We start from the raw sequence: 17193 nt of genomic DNA on the forward strand, positions 1-17193 counted from the left end.
GGCACGCGGGTCACGCAAGGTGATCCAGCATGCGGAAGGCGCGGGGCTGGCCCGGATCTACCAGGCCGCCGGAGACCTGATCGTGTATGGAGGCGAGGAGCCGTACCGGTGGGCCCTGTGGCCTGCACCGGCGCCACCTGCGACGGCGGGCGAGGCGCGGGCGCAGCCGAGTGAGCTGTTGCGGGCCTCTCGCGCGCTGATCGCCTTCACCGGCCGCCGTGATCTGCTGGCGGAGCTGGCGAGCTGGCGGGACGCCGGCACCGGGCAGGACGTGGCGGTGCGTCTGATCCATGGGCCGGGCGGGCAGGGCAAGACCCGGCTGGCCGGACAGGTGGCGCACCTGTGGGGGCAGCAGGGATGGGTGGTGCTGACGGCCCACCACCGGCGTGATCGCTCCACCGCGGCGGACTTCGAGGTTCCCGCCTTCGACGAGGCGGCCGGGGTGCTGGTGCTGGTGGACTATGCCGAACGGTGGGACACCGCCGACCTGCTCACCCTGCTGCGTGATGCGCATGCGTCCGGGCGGGTGCCGGTGCGGGTGCTGTTGCTGGCCCGCCCGGCCGGCACCTGGTGGGACAGCCTGAAGGGGCGGATGCAGCGCGACCTGGGTCTGGTGCCCAGCCGGCGGGAGCTGGAGCCGCTGGAGCGGGAGAGCGGGATCACTCGTGCGGGGCTGTTCGCCGCGGCCCGTGATCGGTTCGCCGAAGTGCTGCGGGTGCCCGAGGCCGGTTCGGTGGCCGCGCCGTCCGGGCTGGAGCGGCATGAGGCCTATCGGCTGGTGCTGACCGTGCACATGGCCGCTTTGGCCGCGGTGCTGGCCGCCGAGCGTGGTCAGGTGGCGCCCGTCGATCCCGTGCGGGTGTCGGAGTTCCTGCTGGCGCGTGAACGAGATCATTGGGAGGCGATGGCGTCCCCGCGCCGGGAGAAACCGCTGACGACCTCGCCGGAGGCGATGGGCCAGATCGTCTACACCGCGACGCTGACCGGACGGCTCGGCTATGACGACGGCAAGGCCGTCCTGGCACGCGCCGAGGTCGAGTCGACCCAGGCGATCGGGCAGCTTCTGAAGGACCACGCGGTGTGCTACCCGCCCGCCGGGCCGGCCTCGCCGGAGGGGGTATCGGCTGCTCACGCGAGCGCCACGGTGCTGGAGCCGTTGTATCCCGACCGGCTGGGCGAGGACTTCCTCGCCTTGTCCATCCCCGGCCATTCCTGCGATTTTCCCGTCGACCCGTGGGCGCAGACGGCGCCTGCCCGGCTGCTGGCCCCGCCCGTCGGCGCCGGTGACGGACCGGACCAGGGCGGCGGCGTACCGGCATGGGTACAGCATGCGGTGACCACGCTGATCGAGGCCGCGTGCCGGTGGCCCCATCTGACGCGGCGGCAGTTGTATCCGCTGCTGGCCGATGCCCCGCACCTGGCTGTGCACGCCGGTGGCGCCGCTTTGGCCAGGCTGGCCGGCCTGGACGACGTCGATGCGAGGTTACTGGCGGCCATCGAGGCGATGCTGCCCGATCATCGGCATATCGATCTCGATATCGGGGCCGCCGCGGTAGCCTCCCGCCTGGCCGAGCACCGGCTGGCCGCCGCCACCGATCCGGCCACCCGTGCCCACATCCACGACGCCTTGGCTGTCCGCCTGTCCTACGCGGGGCTGCACGCACGCGCCCTGGCCGAAGGCCGCCAGGCCGTCCGGCTCTGGCGTCGGCTCGCCGCGCTGGACCGGGACGCTCACCTGCCCGACCTGGCGTTGTCGTTGCACAATCACGCGAACCGGCTGGCGGAGGTCGGGCGGCGGGCCGAGGCGGTGCCGGTCAGCGTAGAGGCCGTTCGCCTGCACGGCGAGCTGGCCGAGCTCGACCGGGACGCCCACCTGCCCGGCCTGGCCGACTCGTTGCACAACCACGCCGCCTTACTGGCGGAGGTCGGGCGGCGGGCCGAGGCGGTGCCGGTCAGCGAGGAGGCCGTTCGCCTGCACGGCGAGCTGGCCGAGCTCGACCGGGATGCGTACCTGCCCGGCCTGGCCGCCTCGTTGAACAACCACGCTCTGCGGCTGGCGGGTGTCGGGCGGCGGGCCGAGGCGGTTCCCTTCAGTGAGGAGGCCGTGCGTCTGCGCCGGGTGCTGGTCGAGCTCGACCGGGACGCCTACCTGCCCGGCCTGGCCGACTCGTTGGGCAACTACGCGAACCAGCTGGCGGGTGTCGGGCGGCGGGCCGAGGCGGTTCCCTTCAGTGAGGAGGCCGTGCGTCTGCGCCGGGAGTTGGCCGAGCTCAACCGGGATGCCTACCTGCCCGGCCTGGCCGGCTCGTTGACCAATCACGCTCTGCGGCTGTCGGAGGTCGGGCGGCGGGCCGAGGCGGTTCCCTTCAGTGAGGAGGCCGTCCGTCTTTACGGCGAGCTGGTCGAGCTCGACCGGGACGCTCACCTGCCCGACGTGGCGATGTCGTTGCACAATCACGCCGCCTTGCTGGCGGAGGTCGGGCGGCGGGCCGAGGCGGTTCCCTTCAGTGAGGAGGCCCTCCGCCTGCACCGGGTGCTGGTCGAGCTCAACCGGGACGCTCACCTGCCCGACCTGGCCCGCTCGTTGACCAATCACGCCGCCTTCCTGGCGGGCATGCGGCGCCGGGCCGAGGCGGTTCCCTTCAGCGAGGAGGCCCTCCGCCTGCACCGGGAGTTGGCCGAGCTCAACCGGGACGCCTACCTACCCGGCTTGGCGATGTCGTTGAACAACCACGCTGCCTTGCTGGCGGGTGTCGGGCGGGGGGCCGAGGCGGTTCCGGTCAGCGAGGAGGCCGTGCGCCTGCACCGGGAGTTGGCCGAGCTCGACCGGGACGCCTACCTGCCCGGCTATGTCAGAAGCCTTGCGGCCCGCGGGTATGTGAGGATCGAGGACTCCCATTTCGGTGCCGCAGTCACCCCGCTGATCGAGGCGTTGCTGGCGTCGCGGGAGCTGCCCGAGCACATCGCCCAGGACATCATCGGCTCGGTCGCCGACCTGCTGCTTCTCGCCTATGCGGGAGACGCCGCCGCGGTGGCCGAGGAGTTCCGCGTCGTCACCGGCCGGGACATCCCGGTCTGGATGAAGGAGCCGCCCTCCGCCACCTCAGGCTGACGGGAGCGACCTCGGTGATGTGCTGCCGGGCTCGCGGCCGCGTCGCGGTTCGCGTCGCTGATCTGCGTTTCGGACACTCCCCGAGGGCCGGACCACGAGCCCCTCTCGCCCGCCATCATGCCCGAGAAGTTCCGCCGGAGCCGAAGTAGCGGGCCACTACCTGCGTGTGCAGTGGGAACGCCAGCTCCTGAGGGCCGTCGATCACCAGCCACTCGCTGGTCTCGGCGGTGCGCGCGACCGGCGGGAGGGCGTCCGCGGTCGTCCGCGGCCCGAGGCCGAAGATCAGCACGGTGCCGTCGGGCGCGCTGACCGCGTCGTACAGCCGCACGCCGGCCGCGTCGGCGACGACGCCCGTCTCCTCGCGGAGCTCCCGTACGGCGGCCTGCTGCCAGGACTCGCCGATGTCGATGAAGCCGCCGGGGAGGGCGAGCAGGCCGCGGTGCGGCTCGACGTCCCGGCGGACCACGAGAAGGCCGTCGTCCACCGGAAGCACCATGACCGCGACCGGCAGGGGGTTGAGATAGCTGGTGCCGCCGCACGTCTGGCAGGTTCTCGGCCAGGACAGGCCGGGTGCGTAGGCCGCTCCGCAGAAGGAGCAGTGGGAGTTCCTGATCGCCACGATCGCGAGGGTAGCAACGTCCGAACGGTCGTGGGCCGGCTCAGGGCAGCGCGGGGAGGATCACGGCCGAGGGATGGCGGGGGTCGTGCAGGATCTCCTGGTCGGAGGCGACCATCGGGGTGCCCGCCGTCAGCGGCGCGCCGGTGCCCGGGTTGCGCGCGATGCGCGGATAGGCACCGCTCGCCACCTGCACCCGGATGCGGTGCCCGCGGCGGAACCTGTGGCCCATCGGCCACAGGTCGATCTCCACCCGGCGCACGCCGTCCTCGTCGCCGCGGTCCGCGGGGGTCAGGCGGCGCACGCCCTCGCAGACGTTCATCGACGTGCCGTCGGGATGCACGTCGCACACCCGTACGACGAGGTCGGTGTGCTCCCTGCCGGTGCGCACGAACAGCTCGGCGCTCACCGGGCCGATCATGTCGGTGTCCCGGCCGAGCACGTCCGAGGTGTAGACGAGCACGTCACGCCGGGCCTCCAGGCGGCGGTTGTCCCTCGGCTCGGAGTTGCCGATCAGCACCGGGCCGCCGATCACGGGCGTGGGGTGCGCGGGGTCGTAGCGGTAGCGGTCCGGCTCGCCGCCCGCCGGGTTGTCCCGCGACAGGGCGAAGCCCGGCTGCAGGTGCCAGCGCTCGCGCCGCATGCGAGGCGGCGGCCAGTCGGGTTCGTCCCGCCACTCGCCCGCGCCGGTGACGTACAGCCGGACGGGGGAGGTGCGCAGCCCCGACGGGTCGCCGAGCAGGTGGGCGCGGAACCAGGCCAGGGCGTCGGCGTTGGCGGCCCGCCCATGGCGGACGTCGGCGTGATACCACGGCCCGATGGTCAGGTGCGGCTGCCGCCCGGCCGCCCGCAGCGCCGCGTAGTCCTTGAGCTGCCAGGGCAGGAACACGTCGTACCAGCCGCCGGTCATCGTGATCTCCGCGCCGACCTGCCCCACCGACGCGGAGAAGTCCGCCTTGTCCCAGTACGAGCAGAGGGTCTCGCCATGGTGGGCCAGCAGCTCGCGGAAGAACGGCAGCGGCCTGCCCGCCGACAGCAGGTCGAGCTCGGGCAGCGGGCGGCCCGACAGCACGGCCCGCCGCGTGCGCCGGGGCGCGGTGAACGCGGCGACGCCGCCCAGCCTGCCCTCCAGATGCGCGGTGAGCGTCGTCCAGATCAGCGTCGACTCCAGCGCGAACGACCCTCCGACGTACGCCGCGTCCCGGAAGCACGAGGCGGTCACCTGGACGGCCATCGCCCGCAGGTCGGGCGTCTCCGCCGCGATCGCCCACTGGGTGTAGCCGAGGTAGGAGGGCCCGTGCATGGCGAAGCTGCCGCCATACCACGACTGCGCCCGCATCCACTCGACCGTCGCCAGGCCGTCCTCCTGCTCGTGGACCAGGGGATCGAGCCGCCCGCCGGAGCCGAAGCCGCCCCGGCAGCTCTGCAGCAGCACCTGGAACCCGTGCCGGGCGAAGGTCCAGCCGTACATCCAGCCGACCACTCCGCCCCTGCCGTAGGGCGTGCGGATCAGGATCGTCGGGGGCCGGTCGGTGCCGACGGGCGCGTAGTGATCGGCCAGGAGCGTCACGCCGTCCGGCATCGGCACGGGCATGTCACGGCGGACCCGGACCCGGCGGCCCTGCGGCCCGCTCGAACTCCCACTCGTACTCCCGCTCGTACCCCTCACTCCGCCCAGCCCTCCAGGGCCGTGGCGGTGCACAGGCAGGCGGGCCGGCACGCGGACCATGCCCCCTCCTTCCCCGGCCTCGGGCTGTCGCCCCGCGCCGAGAGTGAGGTTTCCCGACCAGTAACAGAATATCTATCCGCTGTTCGCCCTTCCAGTCATGCCGCGTTGCATGATCGCGGTTTCCGCCGCTACCCTTGACGCATGCGAACTCATGCACCCTCCCAGTGGTGGCGCCGCTGACAGGCGGCGTTTTCGCATTCGCGTCGAATAGACCGGCCGCCCCATGAGTGGCGGCCTTCTGTATGTCCGCCCCGGGGCATACGAAAAAAGGGGCGTGGACAGTGGAGATCAGCGGATATACCACGGCCGGCGGCATCGCGGTCGAGCGCCGGGTGCGCGAGGTGCCCGAGGAGGCGCTGGAGCGGATCGTCACGTCGCTGGGGGAGCGGCGCGGCGGGGCCTTCTCGTCCGGCATGGACTACCCGGGCCGGTACAGCAGGTGGGCGTTCGGCTACGTCGATCCCTGCCTTGAGATCGTGGCGCGGGGGCGGCGCATCTCCGCCCGCGCGCTCAACGAGCGCGGACAGGTCGTGCTGCCCGTTGTCGCCTCCTGCCTGCTGGCGGCCGGCAAGCCGGTCGCCGAGCCGGCCCACGGCTACGTCGAGGTGCACGTCCCCGAGTCCGAGGACCTGCTGCCCGAGGAGATGCGCAGCCGCAGGCCCACCGTCTTCACCGCCATCCGCGAGATCATCGCGGCCTTCCGGTCCGACGACCCGCACCTCGGCCTGTACGGCGCCTTCGGCTACGACCTGGCCTTCCAGTTCGAGCCGATCCGCTACCGCCTGACCCGCCCCGGCGACCAGCGCGACCTGGTGCTGCACCTGCCCGACCGGCTCGTCGTGATCGACCGGGTCCGCGAGACCAGCGTCGAGCACTGCTACGAGTTCACCGTGGACGGCGTCTCCACCAGCGGCCTCGAGCGCACCGGCGAGACGATCCCCCTGGCCGCGCCCCGCGAGATCCCGCCGAACCCGGTGCGGGGGACCTACGCCGAGGTCGTCGCCAAGGCCAAGGAGAAGTTCCAGCGCGGCGACCTGTTCGAGGTCGTCCCCGGCCAGGTCTTCCACGGCGCCTGCGCCGACCCGTCCGCCTTCTACCGTTCGCTGCGCACCGAGAACCCGGCGCCGTACGAATTCCTGCTCAGCCTCGGCGACGGCGAGCACCTGGTCGGCGCCTCGCCGGAGATGTACGTCCGGGTGACCGGCGACCGGGTCGAGACCTGCCCGATCTCCGGCACCATCGCCCGCGGGGCCAACCCCGTCGAGGACGCCGAGGCGATCCGCACGCTCCTGTCCAGCGTGAAGGAGGAGTCGGAGCTGACCATGTGCACGGACGTGGACCGCAACGACAAGTCGCGGATCTGCGTGCCGGGCAGCGTCCGGGTGATCGGCCGCCGCCAGATCGAGATGTACTCCCGGCTCATCCACACCGTCGACCACATCGAGGGCCGCCTGCGCCCCGAGTTCGACGCCCTCGACGCGTTCCTCACCCACATGTGGGCCGTCACCGTCACCGGCGCCCCCAAGACGTGGGCCATGCAGTTCATCGAGGACCACGAGGAGACCACCCGGCGCTGGTACGGCGGCGCGGTCGGCTTCATCGGCTTCGACGGCTCGATGAACACCGGCCTGACCCTGCGCACCGCGCAGATCCGCGACGGCGTCGCCACTGTGCGCGCCGGGGCCACGCTGCTGTACGACTCCGATCCCGAGGCCGAGGAGCGGGAGACCGAGCTCAAGGCCAGCGCCCTCCTCGGCGCGCTCGCCGCGTCCGCCCGTCCCCGGGAGGAGGCGCGGACGGAGCCCCGCGCCGACCTGCCGGGCGAGGGCCACCGCGTGCTGCTCGTGGACCACGAGGACTCCTTCGTCAACACGCTCGCCGACTACTTCCGCCAGCAGGGTGCGTCGGTGGTCACGCTGCGGCACGGGTTCCCGCTGGAGAAGCTGGACGAGATCGCGCCCACGCTCGTCGTGCTGTCGCCCGGGCCCGGCTGGCCGTCCGACTTCGGCTGCTCGGCGCTGATCGAGGCGCTGTACGCCCGGCGGCTCCCGGTGTTCGGGGTGTGCCTGGGCCTGCAGGCCATGGTCGAGCAGGCGGGTGGCACGCTCGAACTGCTGCGCTACCCGGAGCACGGCAAGCGCGGCCGGGTCCGCCGCGAGGGAGACAGCGCGCTGCTCGACGGTCTGCCCGGCGAGTTCGTCGCGGCCCGCTACCACTCTGTGCACGCCAAGGAGCCGGGAGTCAGGGGCTTCCGGGTCACCGCGTACACGCCGGACGGCGCGGCCATGGCGATCGAGGACGCCGAGAACCTGCGCTTCGGCGTGCAGTTCCACCCCGAGTCGATCCTGACCACGCAGGGCGGGGCCGGAGCGCGGATCATCGCCAACGTCCTGCGGCTTTGCGCACGCCATGGCTGAGTAAAGGGGCCGTTTAGGGCGGTGCCGGCGCGGCGGGGGAGCCGTAGAGTCCACTGCCGTGCCGGAGCCGAGATCCCACGACATGCTGCCCGTACCCCTTCCCGACGCGGTGCGGGCCGCCCTGCTCGCGCCCATGGTCGACCAGCACTGCTGCGGCGTGCGCAGAGACGACACCACCAGGTCGGGATTCGAGCAGCTCATCGGCGAGGGCGGCACGCCCGCGCCGCCCGGCACCACGCACTTCGACACCCCGGCCGGCGCCGCCATCCGCCGTTGGTGCGCGCCGGTCCTCGGCCTGGAGCCACACGCCTCGCCCACCGTCTACCTGTCGCGCCGCGCCGAGCTCGGCGCGGCCGAGGTCAACCGGCGGCTGCTGCGCGGTGCCGGAGTGTCGGCCTTCCTCGTCGACACCGGGCCCGACGTCCCCGCGCTGCTTTCGCCCGCCGAGATGGGGCGTCTCGGCTCGGCCGCCGCCGACGAGATCGTCCGGCTGGAGCAGGCCGAGCAGGACGTCGCCGAGGCCGGGCTGCCCGCCGCCGACTACGCCGGGATGCTGCGCGACGAGCTCGCGGACCGCGCGGCCCGCGCCGCCGCGCTCAAGTCGGTCGCGGCGCACCACTGCGGCCTCGGCTTCGACCCCTCCCGGCCCTCGCGCGGCAGCGTGATCGCGGCGGCCGGCCGCAGGCTCGCCGACCCCAAGTCGCGCCTGGACGACCCGGTCCTCGTACGGCACCTGCTCTGGGCGGCGGTCGACGTCGCCAGAGAGCGGGGCCTGCCGCTGCAGTTCCACTGCGGTCTATCCGGCGGTGGTCCGTCCGGCTGGGGCCTGTCCGGTGGCGGTCTGCCCGGCATCGGGGCCGGCCACCTGACCGATCCCGCGCTGCTGACCGGGTTCGTCCGCGCCCTCGCCCCTCTCGGGGTGCCGGTCGTCCTGCTGCACTGCTACCCCTACCACCGCCAGGCGGCGCACCTCGCGGGCGTCTTCCCGCATGTGTACGTGGACGCCGGGCCCGCCGTCGCCCACACCGCCGCCGGCTCCGCCCACGTCCTGCGCGAGCTGCTCGAACTCGTCCCGTTCCACAAACAGATGTACGGCTCCGGCTGCCATGGCGCCGCCGAGCTGTGTTTCCTTGCCGCGCTCTGCCATCGCCGCGGCCTGGCCCGCGTGCTCGCCGACCGGATCGCCGAAGGCGAGTGGAGCCCTGCCGACGCCGCCCGGATCGCTCACATGATCGGCTCGGGCAACGCCCGCCGCGTCTACCGGCTGTGATCGTCGAGCCGGCTCACTGACTGATCGCTTCGGCCAGCTCGTCGCGGAACTCGGCTCCGGCCAGGGGGTTGGCGTAGTCGCGCGAGTGCACGATCAGGCCGTCCCTGATGCGCATCACCATGACGTAGGAGAAGACGAAGGGCCTGCCGGACCTCGTCATGGACCCGTGGAGGTCGTACTCCACGATGACGACTTCCGGGTCGCGGGTCTCGTGGATGACGACGGGACCGGCCTTCTCGAACCGCCGCAGCGGCGCGGCCGCCTTGAACCGGGCGCGGAACAACTCCCGCCCCTGTGATCGGGTGGGGACGCCCTCGGGCGCGAAGGGGATCTCGATCACCGCGTCCGAGGCGTAAAGGTCGGCGAGATCGTCCCAGGCGTTGGCGACCGAGGCGCGTAGGAAGCGATCGGCGATCTCGCGGGGAGAGGGCGTGCTCATGGAACTCCTTCAGGGGAAGCCCGGCCGCGCGGCGGCCGCGGATAGAATCGGAACGGTCGACCCGGTTTGGACGTTACGGAACGCACGCCCCGGTTGTCAACGCGGGCCAAGGAGGAGCACATGTCCGACGACGACGGCCGCGCCTGCCCCGCGCCCGCGCGGGCGGATGCGCGGCGCAACCGGGCGCGTGTGCTGGAGGAGGCGCAGCGTGCCTTCGCGGAGATCGGCCTGGCGGTGCCGCTCGACGAGATCGCGCGGCGCGCGGGAGTGGGAGCCGGCACGGTTTACCGGCATTTTCCGAGCAAGGAAGCACTGTTCGAGGCGGTGGTGCTGGAGCGCCTGAAACGGCTCGCCGAGGAGGTCCGCGCCCTGGCCGCCTCGCCTCGTCCCGCCGAGGCGTTCTTCGACGCCGTCCGCCTCACGGTCGAACGGGCGGCGCTGAACAAGGCGCTGTGCGACGCCCTGTCCGCCGGAGTGGACCTGCGCCTCGCCGTGCCGGCCCGGGAGGAGTATGCGGCTGCCCTCCACGTGCTGCTCGACCGGGCCCAGCGGGCCGGCGCCGTGCGGGCCGACGTCGACGCGGCCGACGTGCAGGCGCTGCTCGCCGGGTGCCTGGCGATGGAGGGCAGGACGGGCGGCGTCCCTGGACGGGCGACGGCGATCGTCCTCGACGGGCTGCGTCCCTCCTCGGCAGGCGGGCGTCCTCCGCTCCCCGACGTAACGAAACTTCCTCCCGATCTGTCACGTAACTCGGTGGCGGGTGCGGGTGGCGGTAACGGAACGGACGGTGCGGACGGATCCGGAGAGGAGGATGGACCGCGCTGCCGGGAGTGTGGTCGGCCCCTCCGGCTCTCCCGCACGGGGCGGCCGGCCCGGTTCTGCGGAGTCGCATGCCGTCAGAAGGCGCACCGCCGCCGGGCCGCCGCGCGCTGAGGCGGGCGGGGGCCGGGTCGCGATCGTGAGCCTGAGCTGGTTTGCTTGGACGGTCACCCATCGGCACCACTTCACGGGGAATGTGAATGCGCAGCGTCGAGCCCGAGGTCTTCCTCGTCGCCAAACCGTCCGTCGAGTACGACGAACTGGCCCGCTACCTCCACGAGATCGGCGGGGAGAGCTGGCTTGAGCGGCTGGAGAGGGGCGAGTTCGACGCCCAGAACCTCGCCGAGTTCGCCGGACGGCTGTGCTACCGGTCGTTCGAGCCGGGCCTGAACCCGAACGTCACGAGAGTGCGCACCGACCAGGAGGCGTACCTGCGCAACATCCTGGCCAGCGCGCACGGCAGCGTCCTGGAGCACCTCAGCTTCAGCTTCGTGCTGCACAACGTCTCGCGGGTGCTCACCCACGAGCTGGTACGGCACCGGCCCGGGGTCGCGATCTCGCAGGAGTCGCTGCGGTTCGTCCGGCTGAGCGACATCCCGTTCTGGTTCCCCGAGTGGGCGCGCGAGGACGCCGAGCTGATGAAGCGGGCGACCGAGATGCTCGACCGGATGGAGGAGTTCCAGAACTGGATGGCGGCCCACTTCGGGCTGGACGAGGACGGTGTGCCGTTCGCGGAGAAGAAGCACCGCACCTCGTTCATGCGCCGCTTCGCGCCCGAGGGCGTCGGGACCGGCCTGGTCTGGACGGCCAACGTGCGCACCCTGCGGCACACGATCGAGGCCCGTACGGCCGCGGGAGCCGAGGAGGAGATCCGCCTCGTCTTCAACCGCATCGGGGAGATCATGCGGGAGGAGGCCCCGGCTCTGTTCGGCGACTACGTCGTCGAGGACGGCGCCTGGGTTCCCGGCTACCGAAAGGTCTGAGCCGCCGAGGCGTGCCTCGTCGAAGGTCGGGCCCCGAAGGGCCATTGAGGTCTGATCCGGGGAGGTCGTGAACCGCCGCCCCGCGGTCGCCCGGAAGGGCGCCGCGGGGTCGGTGGCGGCGGGTCAGAGGACGGCGGCCCGCACGCACAGCACGTCGGGCAGGTGACGGGCGATCAGCGACCAGGTCTCGCCCGCGTCGGCCGAGCCGTACACCTCGCCGTCCCGGGTGCCGAAGAACACCCCGGCGGGCCCGGCGGACATCGCGTCTCTGAGCACCGAGGCGTGCACCGGGCCCTCGGGCAGACCGGCGGAGTGTCCGTGCCAGGTGGCCCCGGCGTCGTCGCTGCGGAACACCTGGTATCGGTGGCCGAGCGGCGTCCGGTCGACGTCACCGTGCAGCGGGAAGACGTACAGCCTGTCCGGGTCGTCCGGATCGACCGCGATCGGGAACCCGAAGTCGGAGGGCAGGCCGGACCCGATCTCGGTCCAGGAGTCGCCGAAGTCGTCGGACCGGTAGACCCCGAAGTGGTGCTGCAGGTAGAGCCGCTCGGGCGCCGCGGGATGCTGCGTCACCTTGTGCACGCACTGGCCGAACTCGGGATACTGCGCGCCCTCGGGAAGGAAGGGCGCGCGGATGTTCTTGTTGGACGGCCGCCAGGTGGCCCCCGCGTCGTCGCTGCGGAAGAACCCCACGGCGGAGGCGGCGACCCCGATGCGCCGCGGGTCGGAGGGGTGGGGGATCACGGTGTGGAGGCACAGGCCGCCACCACCGGGCTGCCACTGGGGCCGGGTGGGGTGGTCCCACAGGCCGTCGACCATGGTGTAGGTGGCCCCGCGGTCCTCCGACCGGAACAGCGCGGCGGGCTCGGCGCCCGCCCAGACCACGTCCGGCTCGGACGGCGACGGCTGTAGCTGCCAGACCCGGGCCAGTGCGGCCCCGGTGCGCTCGGGGAAGGCGACCGGCGGGGTCGTCGCCTCCTCCCAGGTCTCGCCGAGGTCGTCGGACCACATCACCGACGGGCCGAAGTGGCCGTACTCGATACCGGCGAGGAGGCGGGGCGCGCTCCCGCGGGTGTCGATCGCGACCGAGTGGATCGCGATCGTGGAGAACCGCACGGGCTCGACCTCGAAGGAGCCGCCGTCCGAGGAGCGCGCGAGGAACAATCCCTTGCGAGTACCGATCGCGAGCAGTGCGGTCATATGTCCTCCCTGTGTCGATTTCGATTATGTTTTCGATTCGAATCCTGCCAGGAAAGCGTCCGCGTCGCCCGCCGTTCCGGTCAAGCCTCGCTCTGCGCTGTTCGGATCTGCGCTGTGCTGCTCTCCACCGTGCCCTTCTGCGCCGTGCTGCTCCGCAGCGTGTCGCTCTGTATCGGGTCGCGGTGGATCCGCGCGAGCGGCATCCCCGAGATCTGCAGGCGCCGTACGGTCTCGTTGACCATCGCGGTCGGCCCGCAGACGTACGCCTCGTGGTCGGCCCAGGAGTGGAACCTCTCGACCACGTCGGGGAGCCGGCCGCGCATGCCGTCGTAGGCCGGGTCGTCGGAGACCGCCGGCACGACCCGCAGCCAGGGGAAGCTGGCCTCCATCCTGGCCAGGTCCGGCATGTCGTACAGATCGCACGCGCGCCGGACGCCGAACAGCAGGTGGATGTTCGGGCGGTCGCCTGAGGCGATGACGTGCTCGATGACGGCCTTGAGCGGCGCGAGGCCGGTGCCGCCGGCGACGCAGAGGAGGTCGCGGTCGGACTCGGGCGGCGTCATCGTGCCCACCGGCGGGCCGAGCAGGAGCTGGTCGCCGATGCGGGTGTGGCGGACCAGTGCCGTGCTCACCCAGCCGCCCGGCACGGCGCGCACGTGCAGGCGGAGCGTGCCGTCCGCGCGGGGCGCGTTGGCGATGGAGAACCGCCGCCACACCCGCGGCCACCTCGCCGTCTGGACCGTGACGTACTGCCCGGGGACGAAGTCCATGCGCTGCGAGGGCCGCAGCGTGAGCACCGCGATGTCCCGGGTGCGCGGCTCGTGGTCGATCACCTCCGCCAGCCACCAGGCGGGCGTGGTCTCCGCGGTCGCAGCGTCGATCATGATCTTCGCCGCCATGGCGTACGCCTCGGTCCAGGCGGCCTCGATCTCGTCGGTCCAGATCTCGGCGGCGAAATGCCTGATCGTTGCGAGAAGTGCGCTTCCCACGGCTCTGTAGTGCTCGGGGGACACGCCGTACTTGCGATGGTCCCGCCCGAGCTGGGCGAGATAGGACGCCAGCCCCTCGGGGCTGTCGAGCATCCAGACGACCCTTGTGAGCGCGTTGAACAACCGGTCGCGCTGCACCTCCATGCCCGGCGGGAACATGCCCCGCATGTGCGGGCACTGCGTGAACAGTCGTCCGTAGAAGTACCCCGCGGCCTTCCCGGCGACGGGCTCGACGACCGAGAAGCTCTCCTTGACGAGGCGTGGATTCAGAGGCATCAGTTGTGTCCCACCCTAGGGACCGGAAGCGTGCTCCGGTCTGTCGATCCACCTCCCTGACGGCTCCGGGTGACGAGCGCCGGCGGCCCCGGCTCGACCGATCGCTCAACGGGGAGTGTTCCACTCGCTCTCGGGCGTCACAACCGATTCCCCGCAAGGCAACCGACTGTGAACACTTCGTTATTTATCGTGACGCCCCCCACTGTGACTCGTGTGACTGATGTGAAAACTGACAAAAAGGAAAACGATCTGCGCCATGATGGGCCTGCCTGCTCGCACACCCCCAGGAGATGGCCATGGCGCGTCCCATCGTCGGCATCACCACCTATCTCGAGGCCGCGCGCTGGGGCACGTGGGTCCGTGAGGCGGCGGTCTCACCCCAGGCGTACGCGCGGGCGGTGGAGAAGGCGGGCGGCGCGCCCGTCCTGCTGCCGCCGCTGAGCCCCGTGTCCGCCGGCGACTATGTGCGACGCCTGGACGCGGTCATCCTCGCCGGGGGCGTGGAGGTCGACCCTGCGCTGTACGGCGAGGTCCCGGCGGGGGAGCCGGACGACGACGGGCTCGGCGGGCCGCAGCCCCAGCGCGACCGGTTCGAGACCGCGCTGGCCCAGGCGGCGGTGGAGGCGGAGGTGCCGCTGCTGGCGATCTCGCGCGGCATGCACGTGCTCAACGTCGCCCAGGGCGGCACGCTGATCACATCTTTGCGGGAGGCCGTCGGCCACGACCGTCACGAGACGGCCGCGCACGTGGTCACCATCAGCGTGTCGAGCAAGGTCGGCAAGGCCGTGGGCGACCGCGCGGAGGTGACCGGCGCGCACCACCGGGCCGTCCGGCGGCTCGGCACCGGCCTGATCGCGGTGGCCTGGGCGGACGACCAGATCGTCGAGGCCGTCGAACTCCAGGGGCACCGGTTCGCGGTCGGCGTCCAGTGGCATCCCGAGCGCGGCGCGGACAACCGCCTGGTGGAGGCCCTGGTGGACGCGGCCCGCCCCTGACCCGTACGGACCGTGTCCCGGAGGCGGCGCGGGCGCCGGTCGGCCGGGAGAGCGCGCCGCGGCCGCTTCGGCGGATGTGTCGGCGGGCGCTGTTACTGTGCGGGACATGGCGTTGCATCCCCAGGCGGAGTCCTATCTCAAGCTGTTCCCCTCGGACCTCGGTGTGGACCTCGCCTCCCTCACCCGTGAGCAGATCGCCCAGCTGCGGTCCCTGGACGGGATGGTGGAGCAGCGCGGGCCGAGGATCGACCTGCCTGCGGTCAGGGACGAGACGGCGGCCGGGGTGCCGGTCCGGATCTACCGCCCGGAGCCGGGCGAGCATCCGCTGCCGGTGCTCGTCTACTTCCACGGCGGCGGCTGGGTCTTCGGGAGCGTCGAGCGCAACGACGCCCTCGGCCGCGACTTCGCCCACAGGACCGGAGCGGTCGTCGTCTCGGTGGACTACCGCCTCGCGCCCGAGCACCCGTTCCCCGCGGCCGCCGAGGACGCCTTCCGCGTGGTCCGCGACGTGCACGCCCGCCCGGCGTTCTACGGCGCGGACGCGCTCAGGGTGGCGGTCGTCGGCGACAGCGCCGGGGGCAACCTCGCGGCGGTGGCGGCCTGGCTGGCCAGGGACGCCGGGCTCCGCCTCGCCCACCAGGCGCTGATCTGCCCGGTCATCGACGTCGCCGCCGACACGCCCAGCTACCGGGCGTACGGGAAGGGGTTCGGGCTCGACGCGGCGGAGATGAGGTGGTTCATCGAGCAGTACGCCGGCGGCGCCGACCCCCGCGACCCCCGGCTCGCGCCGATCCACCTGCCGGACAAGTCGGGCCTGGCGCCCGCGACGGTGATCACGGCGGAGTGCGACCCGCTGTGCGACGAGGGCGCGGCCTACGCGCGGGCGCTCGCCGAGGCGGGCGTCCCCGTGGAGCACCGCTGCTTCGAGGGCGCGCTGCACGGCTTCCTCGGCCTGCCCGGGTTCTTCGACCAGGCGCTGGAGGGCCGCGACTTCCTCGCCGCCAGGATCAGGGAAGCCCTGGGAGCGGCGTCATGAGGGAGTACGAGAAGCTGAAGGTCGGCTGGGCGGCCGACGGCGTCCTGCGCGTCGTGATCAGCGAGCCGTCGCGGCGCAACGCCGTGGACCGCACCGGTCACCGCGAGCTGGCCGAGATCTGGCGCGACGTGGACCGCGACGACGACGTCAGGGCGGTGATCGTGCGCGGGGAGGGCGAGGCGTTCTCGGCGGGCGGCGACCTGTCGATGATCGAGGAGATGATCCGCGACCACGCCACGCGCCTGGAGGTCTTCGCCGAGGCCCGCGACATCGTCTACAACGTGCTCAACTGCTCGAAGCCTGTCGTCTCGGCGATCCAGGGCCCGGCGGTGGGGGCGGGGCTGGCCGTCGCGCTGCTGGCCGACATCTCGGTGGCCGGGCGGACGGCCCGCATCATCGACGGCCACACCCGGCTGGGCGTCGCGGCGGGCGACCACGCGGCGATCGTCTGGCCGCTGCTGTGCGGGATGGCCAAGGCCAAGTATCACCTGCTGCTGTGCGAGCCGGTCACCGGCGAGCAGGCCGAGGCGATGGGGCTGGTGAGCCTCTGCGTCGACGACGACCAGGTCCACGACAGGGCGCTGGACATCGCGACGCGGCTGGCGGCCGGGTCGGCCGAGGCGATCCGGCTGACCAAGTACGCGCTGAACAACTGGCTGCGCATGGCCGGGCCGTCGTTCGACGCCTCGCTGGCCATGGAGTTCCTCGGCTTCACCGGCCCCGACGCCGCCGAGGGCGTGCTGGCCCTGCGGGAGAAGCGCCCGCCCCGCTTTCGGCCGGAGTCGTGAGGAGAGGCGCGAGGAGTGGCGGACACGACTCAGCTGAAGCGCTTGCGTAGCGAGTCCAGGCCGGGGACGAAGACGCCCCGGGTGAGGATCTTGGCGATCTTCTCCGGGTCGTCGGCCTCGTAGCTCGCGTACCACTCCACGAACGCCTGCCCGGAGTCGGTCACCGGGGCGACCCGGCACGTCGCGCGGTAGTCGCGCATCGGCAGCGGGGACTCGAGGGTGGCGTACGTCAGCGTGCGCTCCTCGTCCTCGAGGGTCAGCAGTTGCTCGCGGAACACCCCGCCCGCCCCCTCGACCCGCCGCACGACCCCCGGGGCGAGCGGTTCGCCGTCCTCGATCTCACAGGTGGACACGCCAGGCAGCCACTCGTGGAGATTGCCGAACTCGCGCAGATATGCCCAGACGTCCCCGGCGTCCGCGCTGATCACCGTGCTGGCGTACGGACCGCGCATGTGTGACTCCTTCCGCTGCCTCAAGTAGGTGCCCCGCAGGGGCGGCGCGCAAGCGGCCGGAAGTGATCGGAG

Annotated in this window: 14 protein-coding genes; 8 read left to right on the top strand and 6 right to left on the bottom strand. The window is 72.3% G+C overall.

Translation table 11 applies throughout. The annotated features are described in order from the left end of the window. Positions 1-19: 19 nt before the first annotated feature. Positions 20-3112, top strand: coding sequence for a tetratricopeptide repeat protein (locus tag HHX35_RS44825; protein WP_182902267.1), 3093 nt, complete (start codon positions 20-22; stop codon positions 3110-3112). Between the two features lie 115 nt (positions 3113-3227). On the opposite strand, the gene HHX35_RS31345 is transcribed toward HHX35_RS44825, so the two are convergent. Both HHX35_RS31345 and HHX35_RS31350 read right to left on the bottom strand, forming a co-directional pair. Then, on the bottom strand, positions 3228-3731 hold the full coding sequence (locus tag HHX35_RS31345) for an NUDIX domain-containing protein (RefSeq protein WP_182902268.1): 504 nt from the start codon (positions 3729-3731) through the stop codon (positions 3228-3230). Between the two features lie 40 nt (positions 3732-3771). After that, the gene (locus tag HHX35_RS31350; protein WP_259405568.1) at positions 3772-5322 is read right to left on the bottom strand and encodes a CocE/NonD family hydrolase; all 1551 of its coding nucleotides are present in this window, start codon (positions 5320-5322) and stop codon (positions 3772-3774) included. 377 nt (positions 5323-5699) lie between these two features. On the opposite strand from HHX35_RS31350, the gene HHX35_RS31355 reads away from it, so the two are divergent. Continuing rightward, complete coding sequence (locus HHX35_RS31355) at positions 5700-7874, top strand: anthranilate synthase component I (protein WP_182902270.1); 2175 nt, start codon at positions 5700-5702, stop codon at positions 7872-7874. 58 nt (positions 7875-7932) lie between these two features. Continuing rightward, positions 7933-9144 (top strand): amidohydrolase family protein, encoded by a 1212-nt coding sequence (locus HHX35_RS31360; protein ID WP_310739421.1) that lies wholly within the window; start codon positions 7933-7935, stop codon positions 9142-9144. A 13-nt stretch (positions 9145-9157) separates the two neighbouring features. Here HHX35_RS31360 and HHX35_RS31365 read toward each other — a convergent pair whose 3' ends face one another. After that, positions 9158-9583, bottom strand: a complete 426-nt coding sequence (locus HHX35_RS31365) for a nuclear transport factor 2 family protein (protein ID WP_182902271.1) — start codon at positions 9581-9583, stop codon at positions 9158-9160. A 120-nt stretch (positions 9584-9703) separates the two neighbouring features. On the opposite strand from HHX35_RS31365, the gene HHX35_RS31370 reads away from it, so the two are divergent. Both HHX35_RS31370 and thyX read left to right on the top strand, forming a co-directional pair. Then, complete coding sequence (locus HHX35_RS31370; RefSeq protein WP_182902272.1) at positions 9704-10516, top strand: TetR/AcrR family transcriptional regulator; 813 nt, start codon at positions 9704-9706, stop codon at positions 10514-10516. An 86-nt stretch (positions 10517-10602) separates the two neighbouring features. After that, complete coding sequence (thyX, locus tag HHX35_RS31375) at positions 10603-11385, top strand: FAD-dependent thymidylate synthase (protein ID WP_182902273.1); 783 nt, start codon at positions 10603-10605, stop codon at positions 11383-11385. A 123-nt stretch (positions 11386-11508) separates the two neighbouring features. Here thyX and HHX35_RS31380 read toward each other — a convergent pair whose 3' ends face one another. Both HHX35_RS31380 and HHX35_RS31385 read right to left on the bottom strand, forming a co-directional pair. Then, positions 11509-12585: an exo-alpha-sialidase gene (locus tag HHX35_RS31380; RefSeq protein WP_182902274.1), complete on the bottom strand. Its 1077-nt coding sequence runs from the start codon at positions 12583-12585 to the stop codon at positions 11509-11511. Between the two features lie 80 nt (positions 12586-12665). Continuing rightward, the gene (locus HHX35_RS31385; protein ID WP_182902275.1) at positions 12666-13850 is read right to left on the bottom strand and encodes a globin domain-containing protein; all 1185 of its coding nucleotides are present in this window, start codon (positions 13848-13850) and stop codon (positions 12666-12668) included. 296 nt (positions 13851-14146) lie between these two features. Between HHX35_RS31385 and HHX35_RS31390 the strand changes: the two genes are divergently transcribed. From HHX35_RS31390 to HHX35_RS31400, 3 genes are all read left to right on the top strand, one after another. Further along, entirely contained in the window at positions 14147-14845 is a 699-nt protein-coding gene (locus HHX35_RS31390) for a gamma-glutamyl-gamma-aminobutyrate hydrolase family protein (RefSeq protein ID WP_182902276.1), read from the top strand. Between the two features lie 106 nt (positions 14846-14951). Further along, entirely contained in the window at positions 14952-15881 is a 930-nt protein-coding gene (locus HHX35_RS31395; protein WP_182902277.1) for an alpha/beta hydrolase, read from the top strand. After that, positions 15878-16669 (top strand): enoyl-CoA hydratase/isomerase family protein, encoded by a 792-nt coding sequence (locus tag HHX35_RS31400; RefSeq protein WP_182902278.1) that lies wholly within the window; start codon positions 15878-15880, stop codon positions 16667-16669. The genes HHX35_RS31395 and HHX35_RS31400 overlap by 4 nt, the downstream gene beginning before the upstream one ends. 29 nt (positions 16670-16698) lie before the next feature. Here the strand turns inward: HHX35_RS31400 and HHX35_RS31405 are convergent, their stop codons facing one another. Next, complete coding sequence (locus tag HHX35_RS31405) at positions 16699-17121, bottom strand: SRPBCC family protein (protein ID WP_182902279.1); 423 nt, start codon at positions 17119-17121, stop codon at positions 16699-16701. Positions 17122-17193 lie beyond the last annotated feature (72 nt).

Source organism: Microbispora sp. H10830, from assembly GCF_014161375.1.
Classification (GTDB): Bacteria; Actinomycetota; Actinomycetes; order Streptosporangiales; family Streptosporangiaceae; genus Microbispora; species Microbispora catharanthi.